Here is a 16,868-nt window from a genome sequence, read left to right as displayed (position 1 = left end):
AGCCAGCCCAATGACCAGCAATGTCATCTGCTGAGCATATCCTGCCCGGGCGGTCCGTGCCGGCAAGGCGCCGGCACATCTCCGCAGGGCGAGCGACATCAGGCTTTCGCGCTTCGGCGCTGGCCGTTCTGCTGATCATCGCGCTGCTCAGCCTGTTGCCGATGGCGAGGCTAGTCGTCGCGGCCGTCGCGCCGGGTGGCGAACTCGATTTCGGCGCCTTCGCCGATCGCCTCGCCAGGCCTGCCGCCTTGCGGGCGATGGGGCACACGCTGGACACCGCCTTCTTCGGCGCCGTGTTTGCCGTCTGCCTCGGTGGCCCCTTCGCCGTCGCGGTGACCATGACCGACCTGCCCGGGCGCAAGGCGCTCGGCTTCCTGCTGCTATTGCCGTTGATGATCGCGCCACAGGTCACGGCGCTGTCGTGGCTGCATTTGTTCGGTCCGTCCAGCACGCTGCTCGGCATGGTTGGCCTGGCGCCGCCACCAGGCACGCCCAATCCGATGCTTGGCCGCAACGGCATCATCCTGCTTTACGCCGTCCAGCACGCGCCGATCGTGTTCATCACGCTGCGAGCAGGGCTTTCCCGGGTGCCGCGTGATCTCATCGAGGCCGCGAGGGCCTCGGGCGCCACGCCCCTTTACGCGCTGCGAACCATCGCGCTGCCGGTCGTGCGACCGTATGTCGTCGCCGCGGCCGCGCTCGCCTTCGTCTCTGGCGTCGGCAATTTCGGCATCCCGGCCCTGCTCGGAATGCCGGTCAACTATTTGACGCTGCCGACACTGATCTATCAGGATCTGTCGAGCTTCGGCCCCGGCGTGCTGCCGCAGATCGCGGCGTTGTCGGTGCTGGTCGGCGTGCTGGCGCTGGCCGGCGTCGCCTGCCAGTCGCTGGCCTTGCGCGGTGCGGCCCATCGTTTCACCGGCGGCACGCCGGCTCGTTTCGAACTTGGCGCCTGGTGCCTGCCGCTCGCGGGGCTCGCCTGGCTGGTGATCGGCGTCATCCTCGTCCTGCCGGCTTGCGCGCTTTTGACGACCTCGCTCATCCCCTCCTTCGGCGTGCCGCTTGGCTGGGACACGATCACCGCTTCCAATTATGCGGAGGTGCTGGCCCGGCAGGCCTCGACCGTTCGCGCCTTCCGCAATTCCGCTCTCTTTGCCGGCAGCGCGGCGCTGATCCTGGCGATCGGCGTCATTCCGGTGAGCGTCGTGCTCGACCGCTTCGGCCGGCGCTGGCAGCGTCTCCTCAGTGGCATCGTCGACCTGCCCTATGCGGTTCCCGGCGTCGTCCTTGCCATCGCCTGCATCCTGCTTTTCCTGCGCCCCCTGCCGCTGATCGGCAGCCTCTACGCAACCGCATCGATCATCGTCATCGCTTACGCGATGCGGTTTTTCACCCTCGCCATGAAGCCGGTGGCGACCGCCGTCGGGCAGATTTCACGCGATCTCGACGAGGCCGCCGCGGTCTCTGGAGCCGGCCCGCTTCGCCGGCTTGCAACGATTGCCGCGCCGCTCGCCGCGCCGGCGGCGGTCGCCGGCGGGCTGCTCGTCTTCATGAGCGCCTTCAACGAACTGACGGTCTCGGCCCTGCTCTGGTCGAGCGGCAACGAGACGCTCGGAGTTGTGCTGTTCAGCCTGGAGGAAGCCGGATTGGGCACGCAGGCTTCGGCCATAGCCGTGTCGACAATCGCCGTCGTCATCGCCCTGCTGCTGGTCCTAGACCGGTTCGGGCGCCGGCTTCCGGCGGGCGTATTGCCCTGGAGGTAGAGCAACTCCAGGAAAAGTGTTTGCGGTTTTCGGTCCGGAATTGCGTAAAACAAATTCCCGGACTCAGGCCCTCGGGATCACCCAGGCGTCGGAAACCGCCACATGCACCTGCTGGCCGACCGCCAGCGCATCGGCGCTGTCGATCAGCAATTCCTGTCCCGGCGCCGGCAAGGCCAGCCTGACCTCGTGGACCGGGCCGCGATAGATGCTGTCGAGCACCGTTGCCGGCAGGCCTTCGGAGGCAAGCCGCAGCGCTTCCGGCCGAAGCAATACCTTGACCGCGCCGGCGCCGCCCCCGGTGCTACGCGCCGTGACCCGATGCCCCGCTATGTCGATCCTCGCGCTCGTTGCGTCATGATCGACCGCCGTCGCCGAGACGACGCTGCCACGCCCGACGAAGCCGGCGACCATGGTGTCGGCGGGCGCGCGATAGACTTCCTGCGGCGGCGCCACCTGCAGCACCTTGCCCTCGTTCATGATGGCGACGCGATCGGCCAGGGCGAGCGCTTCGGCCTGGTCGTGGGTGACGTAAACGATGGTGGCGCCGGTGCGGCGATGGATATCGCGAAACGCTTCGACCATCGAGGCGCGCAGATGCATGTCGAGATTGGCAAGCGGTTCGTCGAACAGGATGATCCTGGCGTCGGCCACCAGGCAGCGCGCCAGCGCCACGCGCTGACGCTGGCCGCCGGATAGTTCCTCGATGCGGCGGCCCTCGAAACCGGCGAGCCCGACGATATCGAGCACCGCGCCGACACGGCCGGCGATCTCGCCGGCTTTGACATGCCTGGCTTTCAGCGGATAGGCGACGTTTGCGGCCACGTCCATATGCGGCCACAGCGCGTAGGACTGGAAGACGACGCCGATGCCGCGCGCTTCCGGCGCGACCTGCCGTTGCGGATCGGCCATCAGTTCTTCGACGAAGAACACGCGGCCATCGCTGGGCGCCTCGAAGCCGGCGATCAGCCTCAGCATCGTGGTCTTGCCGCATCCCGACGGCCCGAGCAGCGCCGTGAAGGTGCCGGCCGGGAAATCCAGCGAAACGGCGTCCAGCGCGACCGTTTCGTTGAACCGCTTGGTGAGACGATCCACCCTGATTTCGCTCATGCCTGGCTCATCCGCGCGTCGTTTCGCTAGTCGGTGCAGGCATAGCCGCTACGGCATCGAGCCGGCAATAGGCTGAACCTTGCTGCCGCTAGCGCTTACTGCGCCGTCCAGCCGCCATCCATCGGCAAGGTCGTGCCGGTGATCTGCCTGGCCGCGTCCGAGCACAGGAACAGCGCCAGCGCCGCAAGCTCCTCGACGGTGACGAACTCCTTGGTCGGCTGGGCCGCGAGCAGCACGTCGTGCTTAACCTGTTCCTCGGTCATGCCGCGCGCCTTCATCGTGTCGGGAATCTGCTTTTCGACCAGCGGCGTCCAGACATAGCCGGGAGCGATCGCATTGACGGTGACGCCGTCCTGCGCCGCTTCCAGCGCCACGGTCTTGGTCAGACCGGCTATGCCGTGCTTGGCCGAGACGTAGGCCGACTTGAACGGCGAGGCGACCAGCGCATGCGCGGAAGCGGTGTTGATGATGCGGCCCCATTTGCGCGCCTTCATGCCGGGTAGTGCTGCCTTGATCGCATAGAAGGCCGCAAGCAGGTTGATGCGGATGATGGCTTCCCATTTGTCGTCGGGAAACTCCTCGATCGGCGCGACATGCTGGATGCCGGCATTGTTGACCAGTATGTCGAGGCTGCCGAAGGCTTCCTCGGCCTCGCGCACCATGGCGCTCACCGCCGCGCCGTCCATCATGTTGGCGTCGGAATAGCGGCACTTGACGCCGAAATCCCGCTCGATGCCGGCGCGCTCCTGTTCGATTGCCGCGTCGTCGCCCAGCCCGTTGATGGTGACGTTGGCGCCTTCGGCGGCAAAGGCGCGGGCTATGGCCAGGCCGATACCGCTGGTCGAGCCGGTGACGAGGGCGTTTTTCGAAGACAGCAAACCCATGGGGGATCTCGCGAGAAGTGGGAGGGAGGTACGATCATATATTTGTGCATTGCAGCACGACAATGCCAGAGCCATATGTCGATGCGATTACAGCCAGATTGCGGCCCGACCCGGTCCGCGATTGACCTTGCGGCCGTGGTCGCCCGGCCGACACGGCGCTGTCATGGTGCCGTGCAACATAATTGCCTGCGCATTCGCGCGGTCATCCCGAATGAAAGGGCACAGACTTGGAAATCGCCGATGTCGTGAAACGCGCCTATGCGATGCCGCTCACCAACCCGTCCTTCCCGCCCGGTCCCTATCGTTTCTTCGACCGCGAATACGTCATCATCACCTACCGCACGACGCGCGAGGCGCTCGAGGCCGTCGTCCCGGCGCCGCTGGAGATCGACGAGCCGCTGGTCAAATACGAGTTCATCCGCATGCCGGATTCGACCGGCTTCGGCGACTATACCGAGACCGGCCAGGTCATCCCGGTGCGCTACAAGGGCCAGCACGGCGGCTATGTCCATTCCATGTACCTCGATGACGACGCGCCGATCGCCGGTGGCCGCGAGCTCTGGGGTTTTCCGAAGAAGCTCGCCAGCCCCAAGATTGCACATGAGGGCGAGGTCGTGGTCGGCACCTTGCACTATGGCAGCGTGCTGTGCGCCACCGGCACGATGGGCTACAAGCACAGGGAGGCCGACCACGATCAGGTGCTGGCCTCGCTCGCCGCGCCCAACTTCCTGATCAAGATCATCCCGCATGTCGACGGAAGCCCGCGCATTTGCGAGCTGGTTCGCTATTACCTCACCGACGTGACGCTGAAGGAGGCATGGACCGCACCGGCCGCGCTCGATCTCAGGCCTCATGTCATGGCCGACGTGGCAAAGCTGCCGGTGCTCGACATCGTGTCCGCCGTCCATTTCACCGCCGATTTGACGCTCGGGTTGGGCGAAGTCGTCCACGATTACCTCGCCGGCCACAGTCAGACCGCTGCCAGCGCATCCCAGCCGGAGAAAGCTCGTGCTTGAACGCACCCGCAACAAGGCGCCCGCCGTTACCATTGCGGAGATCACGGCGCAATATGACCGCATCGCTCTGGTGTTCCAGGGCGGCGGTGCGCTCGGCGCCTATCAGGCCGGCGTCTATCAGGCGCTGGCCGAAGCCGGCTGCGAGCCGAGCTGGCTCTCCGGCGTCTCGATCGGCGCCATCAACGCCTCGATCATCGCCGGCAATGAGCCGAGCCGCCGGCAGCAGCGTCTCGAGCAATTCTGGCAGACGATTTCGGGGCGCAAGATCTGGGCCTATACGCCCGAAGGCGACATCTACCGCGACATCCGCAACCGCACGTCCTCATGGATGACGATGGCCATGGGTCAGCCCGGCTTCTTCAAGCCGCGCAATCCCAATCCCTGGTTCGAACAGCCGGGGGCCGACGGCGCCACCAGCTTCTACGACACCGCCGAATTGAAGGACACGCTGGAAAGCCTGATCGACTTCGACATCCTCAACGACGGCAGGAAGCGGCTCAGCGTCGGCGCGGTCAATGTCAGGACCGGCAACTTCGTCTATTTCGACACCGACAATGTGCGCATCGGCCCGGAGCACATCATGGCCAGCGGCGCGCTGCCGCCGGCCTTCCCGTCGGTCCGCATCGAGGGCGAGTATTACTGGGACGGTGGCATCGTCTCCAACACGCCGCTGCAATATCTGCTCGACCAGGAAGAGGACTGCTCGTCGCTGGTGTTCCAGGTCGACCTGTTCAGCGCCCGCGGCGCACTCCCGCGCGGCATGGCCGACGTGCTGTCGCGCCACAAGGACATCATGTATTCCAGCCGCACGCGCCAGAACACCGACAATTTCCAGCGCATCCATGCGCTGAAGATGAAGCTGCTCGACGCGCTGAACCGCGTCCCGCCCGAACTGCTGAAGGACGGCGAGAAAGAGCTGATCGCCGATTATTCGGATGCAGGCGTGGTCAACATCGTCCACCTCATCTACCAGCACAAGGGCTATGAGGGACACGCCAAGGACTACGAATTCTCGGGAACCTCGATGCGCGAACATTGGGAGATGGGCCTCGAGGACACGCAGCGCACGCTCCGCCATCGCCAGTGGCTGACCCTGCCGACCGATGTCGAGGGCGTCGCCATCCACGATCTGCACCGCGAAGATCCCACCTAAACCAGGCCTTCGCTCAGAACACCTGGCGAAAGACGATGAACAACACGAATGCCAAGGCAATCGAGCATGGCAGCGTCAGCACCCAGGCAAGCAGCAGGTTGCGCACCGTCGACCATTGCAGCCCAGAGCCGTTCGCGGCCATCGTGCCCGCGACGCCGCAAGACAGCAAATGCGTCGTCGACACTGGCAGGCCCAGCCGGTCGGCCATGCCGATGGTACCATGGCGACGATCTGATGCAGCGGATGATCCGGTCTCGGAATACCCCCTTCGCTTGAAACAACGTCCACCATCGTCCCACTCCGTTTGCACTGCAGCAAGACGGGAAGACGCTATGTCCGGACGATGAAGCTGGCGTGACGATTTCGGCCGACGGTTGCGTTCGGTTGAACCTGAGCCCGACCTCAGTGGGCGCGGCAACTCATTTTGCAATCTCCAGCAGCGACGCCACCAGCAGCCGGCGCTCGTCCTGCGAGAGCACGTCGGAATCAAAGAGATTCATGCTGCGAAGCCCTTCGATGGCGAGAAAGCAGACCAGCAGCGCCTTGATATCAGGCGTCTCATCCTTCAGCCGCTCGAACAGCTGCTGCTTGAAGGTTTTTATCGGCGTCATGAAATCGGGATCCTCGGCGATTGCCGAAAAGATCCAGGACGCCGAAGGTTTCGGCTCCTCGCAATCATCGGCCGAAAGCCTGATATAGGCCGCAAGCCGGCTTTCGCTGCCGTTGTCGGCCGCGCGGGACTCCAACGCCTGCTCGAATTCGCGCAGATAGTCCTCCACCAGGCCCTGCATCAGTTTCGCCTTGGTCGGGAAATTGTGGAGCAGGCCGCCCTTCGACACGCCGGCGCGGCTGGCGACAGCGTCAAGCGACATGCTGCCGGGACCGGTCTCCCGCGCCACCTCGGCGGCGGCGGCGAGGATCTTGTCGCGGGAATTTGCTCTGCGGGTTTTCATCGGCGCCTCCCCTTACATTAGCCTATGTGGAATTGACAAGACCGTCCAGACGGTACAGTAAGACCGCCATCATTTTGAAATCAGGACCTATCGTCGATTAGTGTCCTGCCATTGACCGATATGCCGGTTTCCGGCCGAGGGGACTGTCCGTGAAGCGCTTCATCATCATCACCGCAATCCTGCTGTTGCTCGCCGTGGTGTGCGGCGGCATCGTCGGCTTTAACTTCCTGCGCGACAACGGGATCAAGCAGTACTTCGCCACCATGAAGCCGCCGGCGGCGACCGTGTCGACGACCATCGTCAAGCCGTCGAGCTGGACGCCGGGCGTCGAGGCCATCGGCACGGTCAGTGCCGTGCGCGGTGTTGACCTCACCGTCGAAACCGCCGGCATCGTCAGGGAGATCCTCTTTCACGCCAACCAGAAGGTTGCGGACGGCGCGATCCTGCTGCAGCTCGACGATGCCGTCGAGCGCGCCGATCTCGAAGCGACGAAGGCGCAAGTGGCGGTCGTCCAGACGGCGCTGGAGCGCGCCATCGAACTGCAGAAGCGCGGCGTCAATCCGGAAGCCACGCTCGACACGGCACGTGCAACCGCAACAGCCACCGAAGCCCAAGTGGCCAAGCTGCAGGCGGTGCTCGACCAGAAGCGGCTGACGGCACCTTTCAGCGGCACGGTGGGTATCCCGAAAATCGACCTCGGCCAGTATCTGGCGCCCGGCACCGCGGTGGTGACCTTGCAGGACCTGGACACGATGCGGGTCGACTTCTCGGTCCCCGAGCAGCAGCTGCCGCTGCTGAAGATCGATCAGACGGTGCGGCTGGGCATTGGCGGCGGTGAGATGCCGTTCGCTGGCAAGATCCGCGGCATCGACCCCAAGATTGATCCCGCGAGCCGGCTTGTCACCATCCGGGCAGAGGTCGCCAACACCGAAGGCAAGCTGACGCCTGGCCAGTTCGTGCAGGTGCGCGTCGAACTGCCCGAGGAAAACAACGTGCTGGCGGTGCCGCAGACGGCGCTGACGTCCAGCCTCTATGGCGACTTCGTCTTCGTCGTGCGTCCGGCCAAGGCTGCCGAAGCCGCTCCGGCCCCGGCAGCCAAGCCGGAAGAAAAGCCAGCCGACAAACCTGCGGCGGATGCGATGAAACCCGCTGCCGAAGGTGCTGCGGCAAAGCCAGCCGACAAGGCGGCTGCAGACCCGGCCAAGCCTGCAACGGAAGCGCCGAAGCCGGAGCTTGTCCTTTCCCAGGTGTTCGTCAAGCCGGGCCGCCGCAACAACGGCATGGTTGAGATTCTGGAAGGCATCGCCGCCGGCGACGAGGTCGTCACCGCCGGTCAGAACCGGCTCTACAACGGCATGTCCGTTGCCGTCGACAACACCATCGACCCGACCAAATCGGCTAACAACCAGGCCGCCCAGCAATGAACATTTCCGACATCTTCATCCGCCGCCCGGTCCTGTCGACCGTTCTGGCCTGCATGATCCTGCTCCTGGGTTTTCAGGGCATCTTCAACCTGTCGATCCGGCAATACCCGAAGGTCGATGAAACGGCGATCACGATCACGACCGCCTATCCCGGCGCCAGCGCCGACCTGATCCAGGGCTTCATCTCCGCGCCGATCGCGCGCGCCGTCGCCTCGACCGAAAACATCGACTACGTCACCTCGGCAAGCCGGCCGTCTTCCAGCACCGTGACGGTGCAGATGAAACTCGGTTCCAATCCGGATGTCGCGCTGACCGAAGTGCTGTCGAAGGTGCAAGGCGTGCGCGGCACCTTGCCGGACGCGTCCAAGGACCCTGTGATCGTCAAAGGCACCGGTGATCAGTTCGCGATGATGTACATCTCGATGCAGAATCCGAACATGACGAAGGAGCAGCTGACCGAATATATCGAGCGCGTCATCCGGCCCCGTATCTCGACGGTGGAAGGCGTTGCCGACGTGCAGATCTTCGGCGCCCAGGAATATTCGATGCGCGTCTGGATCGACCCGGTCAAGCTTGCCGCGCGTGGCGTCACCGCGTCGGACGTGCTGACCGCCATCAATGACTCCAACTTCCTCTCCGCGCCCGGCAATACCCAGAACGAGTATGTCGTCTCCTCGATCACAGTGCGCTCTACATTGCAGACCCCGGAGGCTTTCGCCGAGCTTCCTCTTCGCTCGAAAGACGGCAACGTGGTGCGGTTGCGCGACGTTGCGCGCGTGGAACTGGGCGCGGAGAATACCGACACCAGGGTCAGCTTCAACGGCAAGCCCGGCACCTTCCTCGCCATCTTCCCGACGCCGGCGGCGAACCCGCTGACGACGGCGGCGGCGATCCACAAGATCGTGCCGACGATCCAGGACACGCTGCCGAAAGGCATGACGATCGAGATCGTCTATGATTCCACCGAACAGATCAGCGCCTCGATCGAGGAGGTGTTCAAGACCATCGCCGAGGCGGTCGCCATCGTCATCGTCGTCATCCTGCTCTTCCTCGGTTCGTTCCGCTCGGTGATGATGCCGATCGTCACCATTCCGCTATCGCTGATCGGCGTCTGCTTCCTGCTGTTTTCGGTCGGCTATTCGATCAACCTCCTGTCGTTGCTGGCCATGGTGCTGGCGATCGGCCTAGTCGTCGACGACGCCATCGTGGTGGTGGAGAACATTCACCGCCACATGGAAGAAGACCACATGTCGCCGATGCAGGCGGCCTTCAACGGCATGCGGGAAATCTTTTCCGCCATCGTCGCCATGACGATCACGCTGGCCGCAGTGTTCGCGCCGCTGGCTTTCACCGGCGGCCTGACCGGGGCGCTGTTTCGCGAATTCGCGGTCACCCTTGCCGGTTCGGTGGTGCTGTCGGGCATCATCGCCGTCACCATCACGCCGATGATGTCGGCGCGCCTGCTGAAGGCCGGCGCGCCCGGCCGTTTCCAGCGCACTGTCGACGGCGCCTTCGGATGGGTCGAGCGCGTCTATGAGAAGGCGGTCAAAGGCTCGCTGAATTATCGCCCGGTGACACTGATCATCGTCCTTGCGCTGGTCGGCGTCACCGGCTTCGCCTTCACAAAGACCTCGAGCGAACTGGCGCCGGAAGAAGACCAGGGCTTCCTGCTGTCGATCGTGACCGGGCCGCGCTACGCGACCTCGGACTATACCGAGACCTACGTCAATCAGATCCTGGGCCTGGTCAAGGATATCCCGGAAACGCGGGCGCAGTTTTCGGCGGTCGCCTTCGGCGGCCAGACCAACGGCGCCTTCGTCGGCTTCGCGTTCAAGGACTGGGCCGAGCGCGCCCGCAGTTCGAAGGAGCTCCAGGCCGACATACAGGGGCGTCTCGGCCAGGTCGCTGGCGTCGAGGCCTTCGTCTTCGCGCCGCCGACGCTGCCGGGCTCCGGTGGCGGCCTGCCTATCTCGATGGTGGTGCGCTCGACCGGCGCTGCTTCAGAGGTCTACGAGGCGGCGGAGCAGATCAAGAACAAGGCGCAGGCCTCCGGCCGTTTCATCGTCGTGCAGAACTCGATGTCCTACGACGCGCCACAGGTGACGGTGACCATCGATCGCGATCGCGCCGCGGCCCTCAACCTGCCGATCGCCGACATCGGCCGCACCTTGACCTTGCTGGTCGGCGGCGCCGAAGTGGCGCAGTTCGACCGCGACTCCAACAGCTACGACATCATCCCGCAGGTGCCGCAGGAATTCCGCGACAATCCCGAGAAGCTGGCCGAGTATTTCGTGCGCAGCGCCTCGGGCGAGATGGTGCCGCTTTCTTCCGTGGTGACGATTTCGACCAATGCGTCGCCGGCGGCCATTGAGCAGTTCAACCAGCTGAACTCGGCGACGATTTCCGCGCTGCCGCTGCCTGGCGTCACCACTGGTGACGGACTGAAGGCCCTGGAGGACATCGCCAAGGAGAGCCTGCCCGAAACCTTCTTCGTCGACTATTCCGGTCAGTCCAGGCAGGAGAAGGAACAGGGCAACACGATCCTGATTGCCTTTGCGGCCGCCGTGCTTGTCATCTATTTGGTGCTGGCGGCGCAGTTCGAAAGCTTCCGCGATCCGCTGATCATCATGATGGCGGTGCCGCTGTCGATCTTCGGCGCCATCGTACCGCTCAATCTGGGTCTCGGAACGCTGAACATCTACACCCAGGTCGGTTTGATCACGCTGATCGGCCTGATCACCAAGCACGGCATCCTTTTGGTCGAGTTCGCCAATCAGCAGCGGGAGAAGCACCGGATGTCGCGGCGCGAAGCAATCGTCGCCTCTGCCAAGGTCCGGTTGCGGCCGATCCTGATGACGACGGCGGCGATGGCGCTGGGCGTGGTGCCGCTGATCGTCTCCAGCGGTGCCGGCGCCGCAGCCCGTTACTCGATGGGCCTGGTGATCTTCACCGGCATCCTGGTCGGAACCATGTTCACGCTGTTCGTGGTGCCGATGTTCTACACCTTCATCGCCAGCAAGGACCTGCCGCACCATGCCGAGAAGCCGGATCCGAAGCTGATGCCGGTGCCGGTGGACTGACAAAGACAAGCGACAAAAAAAGAGGCCGAAAATTTCCGGCCTCTTTTTTGACTGAGTTGATTTACCGCGGAAACCGCTTACAGCGCCTTCCGGCGGGAGCCTGAAACGGTGAAGGCGCGGCAGCTTGCCGAAGCTTCACAGCCGGCTCCAACCACAGCCTGCTACTTGACGATGACGATGCTGGTGTTGGCCGGGCCGAAGGCCTCGACCAGCTGGTAGAAATCGGCGGCATTGTCGGGATGCAGCCGCACGCAGCCATGCGAGGCAGGCCGGCCGAGATTCTTGATGGCATAGGTCGCATGCACCGCATAGCCGCCGCTGAAGAACACCGAATGCGGCATCGGGGCATTGTCGTATTTCTTCGAGTACCACATCTCATGCATGCGGGTCGGCTTGAACGAGCCGGTCGGCGTGACATACCCCCTGCCGCCGGTCGACACCTTCCAGGCGAAGGTCGGGCGGCCGTCGACCAGCACTTCCATGGTCTGCTGCGAAAGCGAGACACGGGCCAGGATCTGGTTGGCATGGGCGGCGCCACTGCCGAAGAGCAAGGCCGCGCCGGTAAGCACAGCAGCGGTGATGTTGATAAGCTTGGCGGAAATGGTGGTGTGCATGATGTCCCCTCTCTCTGCCGGTCCGGCCGGCTCCAATTCGATGGCGGACTTATCGCTGCGTCATGTTTCAGGCTGACTTCGCTTGATGCTCGCTTATGTTTCGAATCTGTTTCCTAAGATTAACAGGAATGGTTACCCGACCCGGCCGGTTCAGGCCACTATGGTCTGGCGGCTCTACAACCCGACACAACCGAACTCTTGCGCTTTTGCGAAACGAAGGCGCGATTTTCCTTTACAAGAAAGGCACTTAAGCCGCCTCGAAACCAATCTGCAACAAAGCGTCGCCCGCGCGGCATGATCTGGATACAGCTCGGCCGCACAGTTGACGCAACGAAAAGCAGTCGGCACCAAACGAAAATGAGCAGCAAAACGAACATCCCGTCCTGGATCCTCAGGATAAGCATCGCGGCGGTCATCGTCGGCAGCGTCGGCACAGTTGCCGGAAGCCCGATGACGACGCTTGCGGCGATGAACACGGGTGAGGTTTCGACGCTGCATGCCGCACTGTTCATCGCCACGGTCTGGATCGTCTCCAGCCTGCGCATTAACCGGCTCAAGGCCCTCTGGCGGGTCGGCCTTGGGCTGAAGTGGATGCGCGGCGCCTCCGGCTACTTGCTGCCGAGAGGACCGAAGGCCCGCGCCGCGACGGGGGCTCCGTGGGCGGCGCGGGCACTTCGGGGGTTTCCTGAAGCGCCAACATAAGTTTGGGCTGATCTGAACTAAGGATGGGAAAAATGAACACGAAATCAGCTGCCGCGGTGCTTTCCGCATTGCTCTATGCACAAGCCCTGCTGGGCTTTGCCGGCCTTGCCGCGGTGCTCCTGCGCGATCGTGCCCAGACCTACGAGGTCAGCCTCGCCAGCGACATGCCATCAGGGCCTTCCGCACTCGTGGTGCGCTGAGCGATTGCATCGGACCCAGGAGATGGAAACCGGTCCGGTGCCAAAACAAAAAAACAGGATGACCATACGGTTCTCAGTCGGCGCGCTGCGTCGGCGGGTCGAACCGGTACCCGGCTCCCCTTATCGTGGTAATGGTTTCGGTGTCGAGCTTGCGGCGCAGCCGCACGATGCGCGAATCGATCGAGCGGTCGAAGGCATCGGCGTTTTCGGCAGGCGCCGCGGCAATGATGTCGTCGCGCGTCAGCACCTTGCGCGGGCTGGCCAGAAACAGTCTGAGCAGCGCCACCTGGCCCGGCGAGAGCTGGTCCTCGGTGCCCGAGCGATGCATGACCATGGCCGACCTCAGATCGACGGTCGCATTCTCCAGCACGACCAGTTCCCCCGCACCTCTGCCGCGCCGCGCCAACAGGCCGCCGATGCGCGCGGCAAGCTCGCGGACATTGAGCGGACTTTCGACGACGTCGGCGGCGCCGAGCTCGAGCGCCAGAACCTTGTCGACAAGGTCGGCCGGCCGGCAGATCAGGATGAAATCAGGCCCGCCCTCGCCGCCATGGCGCCTCAAGAGATCGCGCCCCTCGGCCTGGCTCAGGCTGTCGCCGACAACCACCACGTCGATACCCTTGGCCGAAAGCAGCGACTCTGCTTCCCAGGGCTGGCGCGCTTCGCGCACGTCGTGGCCACGCCGCTCAAGATGGTCGGCGAGATCGCTCGCAACCACTTGCGCCACGGATACGAGCGCGATGACCGATCGTGCCATGTTTTTTCCACCTCGCGACAGACATCTCAAGATGAGTGCTGGACATGATGTTTATACCCAATCTACTTTCCGCTGAAAGCGGGAGCGAGAGCATAGTGCGGGCAAGGATTGTAGTCGTCGAGGACGAGCCTGACCTGAGGGAGGCGGTCGCCGAGTATCTTGGCGCCAGCGGCTATGAGGTGGCGATGGCCGAAAGTGCCGCCGAGGCGCGGACCTTGCTGGAAACGCAATCCTTCCATCTGGCCATTCTCGACATCGCCATGCCCGGCGAGGACGGTCTGTCGTTCGGCCGCTGGCTGCGCTCCAAAACCCCGATCGGCATCATCTATGCCACCGCCGCCGGCACCGCGCTCGACCGCATCGTCGGACTGGAGCTCGGCGCCGACGACTACATCGTCAAGCCGTATGAATTGCGCGAGGTTCTGGCCAGGGTCCGCAGCGTGCTGCGCCGCGTTCCGCAGCCGACCGTGCCGCAGGCCGCCAAGGCCGAGACGGGCGCCGGGCGCCGCCTGAGCTTCGGCTCCTTCCAGGCCGATCTCGACGGCAGGCTCGTCACCGGCGCCAACGGCGCGGTCATCGATATGGCCAAGAGCGAGTTCGACGTGCTTGAGGTCTTCCTGACCCGCGCCAACCGTCTTTTGACGCGCGCCGCGATCTCAGAAGCGATCGGGTTTGTCGAAGATCCGGAATCCTCGCGCGCGGTCGATATCCGCATCATGCGGCTGCGCAAGAAGATCGAGGCCGATCCCGCCAATCCGAAATTCCTGCGCACGGTGCGCGGCGAAGGCTATATCTTCTCGCTGCCGAACGGCGACGGCAACTGAGCCGTACAGCCCGGCGTCGTGGATTTGAAATTCTCGCTGTTTCGGCGATAGCGTTCGCCAATTTCAGGATTCAAAACCGTACGACGGCGCCGCGCGTCCTTTCGAACACGCAACGGAAGCTGTAGCATTCTGATTTTGCGCATGATGCTTCCGGAAATCGGCATCGACTTTCGGGCTTATGCGCTGAATTCCGTAGTCTATCAGATGTGGCATTTGGATAATTGCTGATCATGACTGCCGACGAAGCAAACACGGACATAAAGGGCGACCGCCAGGGCGCCGCGATGGCGGCAGTCCGCGTCGTTCGCCGGCTGCGCGAGGCCGGCGACTGGCAGCGCGAGATGGAGACCATCCTGGAGACGCTGTGCCACGCCATGGATTGCCAGCGCGGCATCCTGTTCCGGTTGCGCGAGCTGCCTGGCCAGGGCTTTGCCCAGTCGGTCTCGGCTTACTGGATCGACCCCGACTTCGGCGGCGAACTGGCATCGCCGACGGTCATCATGCAATCGGTCGTCAATTCGGATCCGCTGCTGGAGCGACTGGCCGAGGACGAGCGCCAGGGCAAGGTCTTTGCCGGGCATACGCGCAATCTGGAAGGCTTTCTCAGAACCGACTTCGAAAAGCAGAACATCAAGTCGTTCCTGTCGGTTTCCGTCTTCGCGCACGGCCATCTGTGGGGCACGCTCGCGGTTAACGACTGCGTCGACGAGCGCGGCTGGACCGACGAGGAAGAGGCGACACTGCATATCATCGCGCTCGCCATCGGCGATGCCATCGAGCGCTCGCCCTCGGACGCCCATGCCAGCGAAGTCATCCGCCGTACCATGCTGCAGGCCTCGCTCGACGCCATCATCGTCATCGACGAGACCGGCTCGATCATCGAATTCAATCCGGCCGCCGAAAAGATGTTCGGCTTCCAGCGCTCCGACATACTCGGCAAGGACCTGCTCGATACGGTGGTTCCGGCATATTATCGCAAGGGCTATGCGTCGGGCGCCGACTACATGTCGGGCCGCGGCTCGCCGATGGTCGGCCAGCGGCTCGAAACGGTCACCCAGAATGCGGCCGGCGAGGTTTTTCCGATCGAATTGACGGCGACCGAGATGCGGGTCGCCGATCGCCGTCTCATCTTCGGCTCGATCCGCGACCTGCGCGACAAGCTGCGCGCGGAGGAGGAGATAGGTCGTCAGCGCGAGAAACTGCACCAGAACGAGAAGATGGCGGCGATGGGTTCGCTGCTGGCAGGTGTCTCGCATGAGTTGAACAACCCGCTTGCCGTGGTCGTCGCGCAGTCGACGCTCCTGCACGAATTCGCCACCGACCCGCAGACCAAGGTGCGCGCCGAAAAGGTCCGCGCCGCCGCGGAGCGCTGCGGCCGCATCGTCAAGAGCTTCCTGTCGATGGTGCGCCTACATCCGGCGGCACAGGCCGAGACCGATCTCAACCAGGTAATCCGCGCGGCACTCGAAGTGACCGCCTATGGCGCGCGGTCGAGCGGCATAATCATCGACACCGATTTCGCCGCCGGCCCGCTACTGGCCATGGCCGATGCCGACCACGTGACACAGGTGGCGGCCAATTTCCTGATCAACAGCCAGCATGCTTTGGCCGGCGTCGCGGGCGACCGGCTGATCAAGGTGCGCACATTTCGCAGCGACCGCGGCAATCCCGGCTTTTCGATCGAGGACAACGGACCCGGTGTGCCAGAACCGATCCGTGCGCGCATCTTCGAATCCTATTTCACCACCAAGCCGGTCGGCGTCGGCACCGGCATCGGCCTGTCGATCTCGAAATCGATCATCGAACGGCACAACGGCAACATCTGGTTCGAGGAAGTCCTGCCGAGGGGTGCCCGCTTCGTCGTCCAGTTGCCGGCGATCGCCGCCGGTGCAGCCGCGGCCGGCGAAAGCCCGGCGCGCTCGAGCGGCCTGCGCCATGCGCTGATCATCGACGACGAGCCCGATGTCGCCGGCTCGCTGTCCGACATTCTGGAACTGATGGGCTTGAAGTCGAGGGTGGTGGCGGCCTGGACATCGGCAGCCGGGATCCTCGCAGGGCATATGCCGCCCGACATCGTCTTTTCCGACCTGCGCATGCCCGGCACCAGCGGCATCGCCATCTATCGCGAACTGCTTGCCGAACGGCCTGACCTGGCGCAGCGCTTCGTGCTCGTCACCGGCGACCTGATCGGTGCCAAGGCCGAGATCGAGGCGTTGCCGGCGCCACAGCGCCCGCAAATCCTCGAGAAGCCTTTCAGCACGCTGGACGTCCGCGGCGTGCTCTCGGCCATTGCCGAGCAGGTCGCCGTGGCCGCCGGCTGACTCCCTCCCTGGGTCTGTTGAGATCAGGTCAGGCCGGCCTGACCTGAATATCAATAGACCCAAAAAAAGA

14 protein-coding genes and 1 pseudogene are annotated in these 16,868 nt (G+C 64.0%); 9 read left to right on the top strand and 6 right to left on the bottom strand.

Translation table 11 applies throughout. From position 1 onward, the window contains the following. Positions 1-20: 20 nt before the first annotated feature. Positions 21-1,763 (top strand): ABC transporter permease, encoded by a 1,743-nt coding sequence (locus tag DH08_RS27445; protein WP_246801013.1) that lies wholly within the window; start codon positions 21-23, stop codon positions 1,761-1,763. 63 nt (positions 1,764-1,826) lie between these two features. Here DH08_RS27445 and DH08_RS27440 read toward each other — a convergent pair whose 3' ends face one another. Then, positions 1,827-2,870, bottom strand: coding sequence for an ABC transporter ATP-binding protein (locus DH08_RS27440; RefSeq protein ID WP_192182343.1), 1,044 nt, complete (start codon positions 2,868-2,870; stop codon positions 1,827-1,829). 95 nt (positions 2,871-2,965) lie between these two features. Next, the gene (locus DH08_RS27435) at positions 2,966-3,754 is read right to left on the bottom strand and encodes a 3-hydroxybutyrate dehydrogenase (protein ID WP_192182341.1); all 789 of its coding nucleotides are present in this window, start codon (positions 3,752-3,754) and stop codon (positions 2,966-2,968) included. Positions 3,755-3,981: 227 nt separating this feature from the next. Between DH08_RS27435 and DH08_RS27430 the strand changes: the two genes are divergently transcribed. After that, a complete protein-coding gene (locus DH08_RS27430; protein ID WP_192182339.1) occupies positions 3,982-4,770 on the top strand; it encodes an acetoacetate decarboxylase in 789 nt (262 codons plus the stop codon). Next, complete coding sequence (locus DH08_RS27425) at positions 4,763-5,923, top strand: patatin-like phospholipase family protein (RefSeq protein ID WP_192182337.1); 1,161 nt, start codon at positions 4,763-4,765, stop codon at positions 5,921-5,923. Before DH08_RS27430 ends, DH08_RS27425 begins: the two co-directional genes overlap by 8 nt. A gap of 13 nt (positions 5,924-5,936) precedes the next feature. On the opposite strand, the pseudogene DH08_RS27420 reads toward DH08_RS27425, so the two are convergent. Both DH08_RS27420 and DH08_RS27415 read right to left on the bottom strand, forming a co-directional pair. Then, a pseudogene (locus DH08_RS27420) lies at positions 5,937-6,140 on the bottom strand (inorganic phosphate transporter); the annotation flags it as partial. Between the two features lie 202 nt (positions 6,141-6,342). Next, on the bottom strand, positions 6,343-6,876 hold the full coding sequence (locus DH08_RS27415) for a TetR/AcrR family transcriptional regulator (RefSeq protein ID WP_192182336.1): 534 nt from the start codon (positions 6,874-6,876) through the stop codon (positions 6,343-6,345). Positions 6,877-7,025: 149 nt separating this feature from the next. On the opposite strand from DH08_RS27415, the gene DH08_RS27410 reads away from it, so the two are divergent. Together DH08_RS27410 and DH08_RS27405 are read left to right on the top strand one after the other, a co-directional pair. Then, on the top strand, positions 7,026-8,300 hold the full coding sequence (locus tag DH08_RS27410) for an efflux RND transporter periplasmic adaptor subunit (protein ID WP_345892453.1): 1,275 nt from the start codon (positions 7,026-7,028) through the stop codon (positions 8,298-8,300). Further along, positions 8,297-11,380 carry an efflux RND transporter permease subunit gene (locus DH08_RS27405; protein ID WP_192182334.1) on the top strand — a complete coding sequence of 1,028 codons (3,084 nt, stop codon included), beginning with the start codon at positions 8,297-8,299 and terminating at the stop codon, positions 11,378-11,380. Before DH08_RS27410 ends, DH08_RS27405 begins: the two co-directional genes overlap by 4 nt. 161 nt (positions 11,381-11,541) lie before the next feature. Here DH08_RS27405 and DH08_RS27400 read toward each other — a convergent pair whose 3' ends face one another. Further along, positions 11,542-11,994, bottom strand: coding sequence for a L,D-transpeptidase (locus DH08_RS27400; protein ID WP_192182332.1), 453 nt, complete (start codon positions 11,992-11,994; stop codon positions 11,542-11,544). Between the two features lie 357 nt (positions 11,995-12,351). Here DH08_RS27400 and DH08_RS27395 point away from each other — a divergent pair, with 357 nt between their 5' ends. Further along, positions 12,352-12,696: a hypothetical protein gene (locus DH08_RS27395; protein WP_246801012.1), complete on the top strand. Its 345-nt coding sequence runs from the start codon at positions 12,352-12,354 to the stop codon at positions 12,694-12,696. Positions 12,697-12,728: 32 nt separating this feature from the next. Continuing rightward, the gene (locus tag DH08_RS27390; protein ID WP_192182330.1) at positions 12,729-12,896 is read left to right on the top strand and encodes a hypothetical protein; all 168 of its coding nucleotides are present in this window, start codon (positions 12,729-12,731) and stop codon (positions 12,894-12,896) included. Positions 12,897-12,969: 73 nt separating this feature from the next. On the opposite strand, the gene DH08_RS27385 is transcribed toward DH08_RS27390, so the two are convergent. Further along, complete coding sequence (locus DH08_RS27385; protein ID WP_192182329.1) at positions 12,970-13,653, bottom strand: response regulator transcription factor; 684 nt, start codon at positions 13,651-13,653, stop codon at positions 12,970-12,972. 47 nt (positions 13,654-13,700) lie between these two features. Between DH08_RS27385 and DH08_RS27380 the strand changes: the two genes are divergently transcribed. Both DH08_RS27380 and DH08_RS27375 read left to right on the top strand, forming a co-directional pair. Next, positions 13,701-14,477, top strand: a complete 777-nt coding sequence (locus tag DH08_RS27380) for a response regulator (protein WP_192182577.1) — start codon at positions 13,701-13,703, stop codon at positions 14,475-14,477. 230 nt (positions 14,478-14,707) lie between these two features. After that, a complete protein-coding gene (locus DH08_RS27375) occupies positions 14,708-16,798 on the top strand; it encodes a sensor histidine kinase (protein ID WP_192182327.1) in 2,091 nt (696 codons plus the stop codon). Positions 16,799-16,868: the final 70 nt, after the last annotated feature.

The sequence above is a fragment of the Mesorhizobium amorphae genome, assembly GCF_014843845.1.
Classification (GTDB): domain Bacteria; phylum Pseudomonadota; class Alphaproteobacteria; order Rhizobiales; family Rhizobiaceae; genus Mesorhizobium; species Mesorhizobium amorphae_A.
This window is presented reverse-complemented; position numbering and strand designations above follow the sequence as displayed.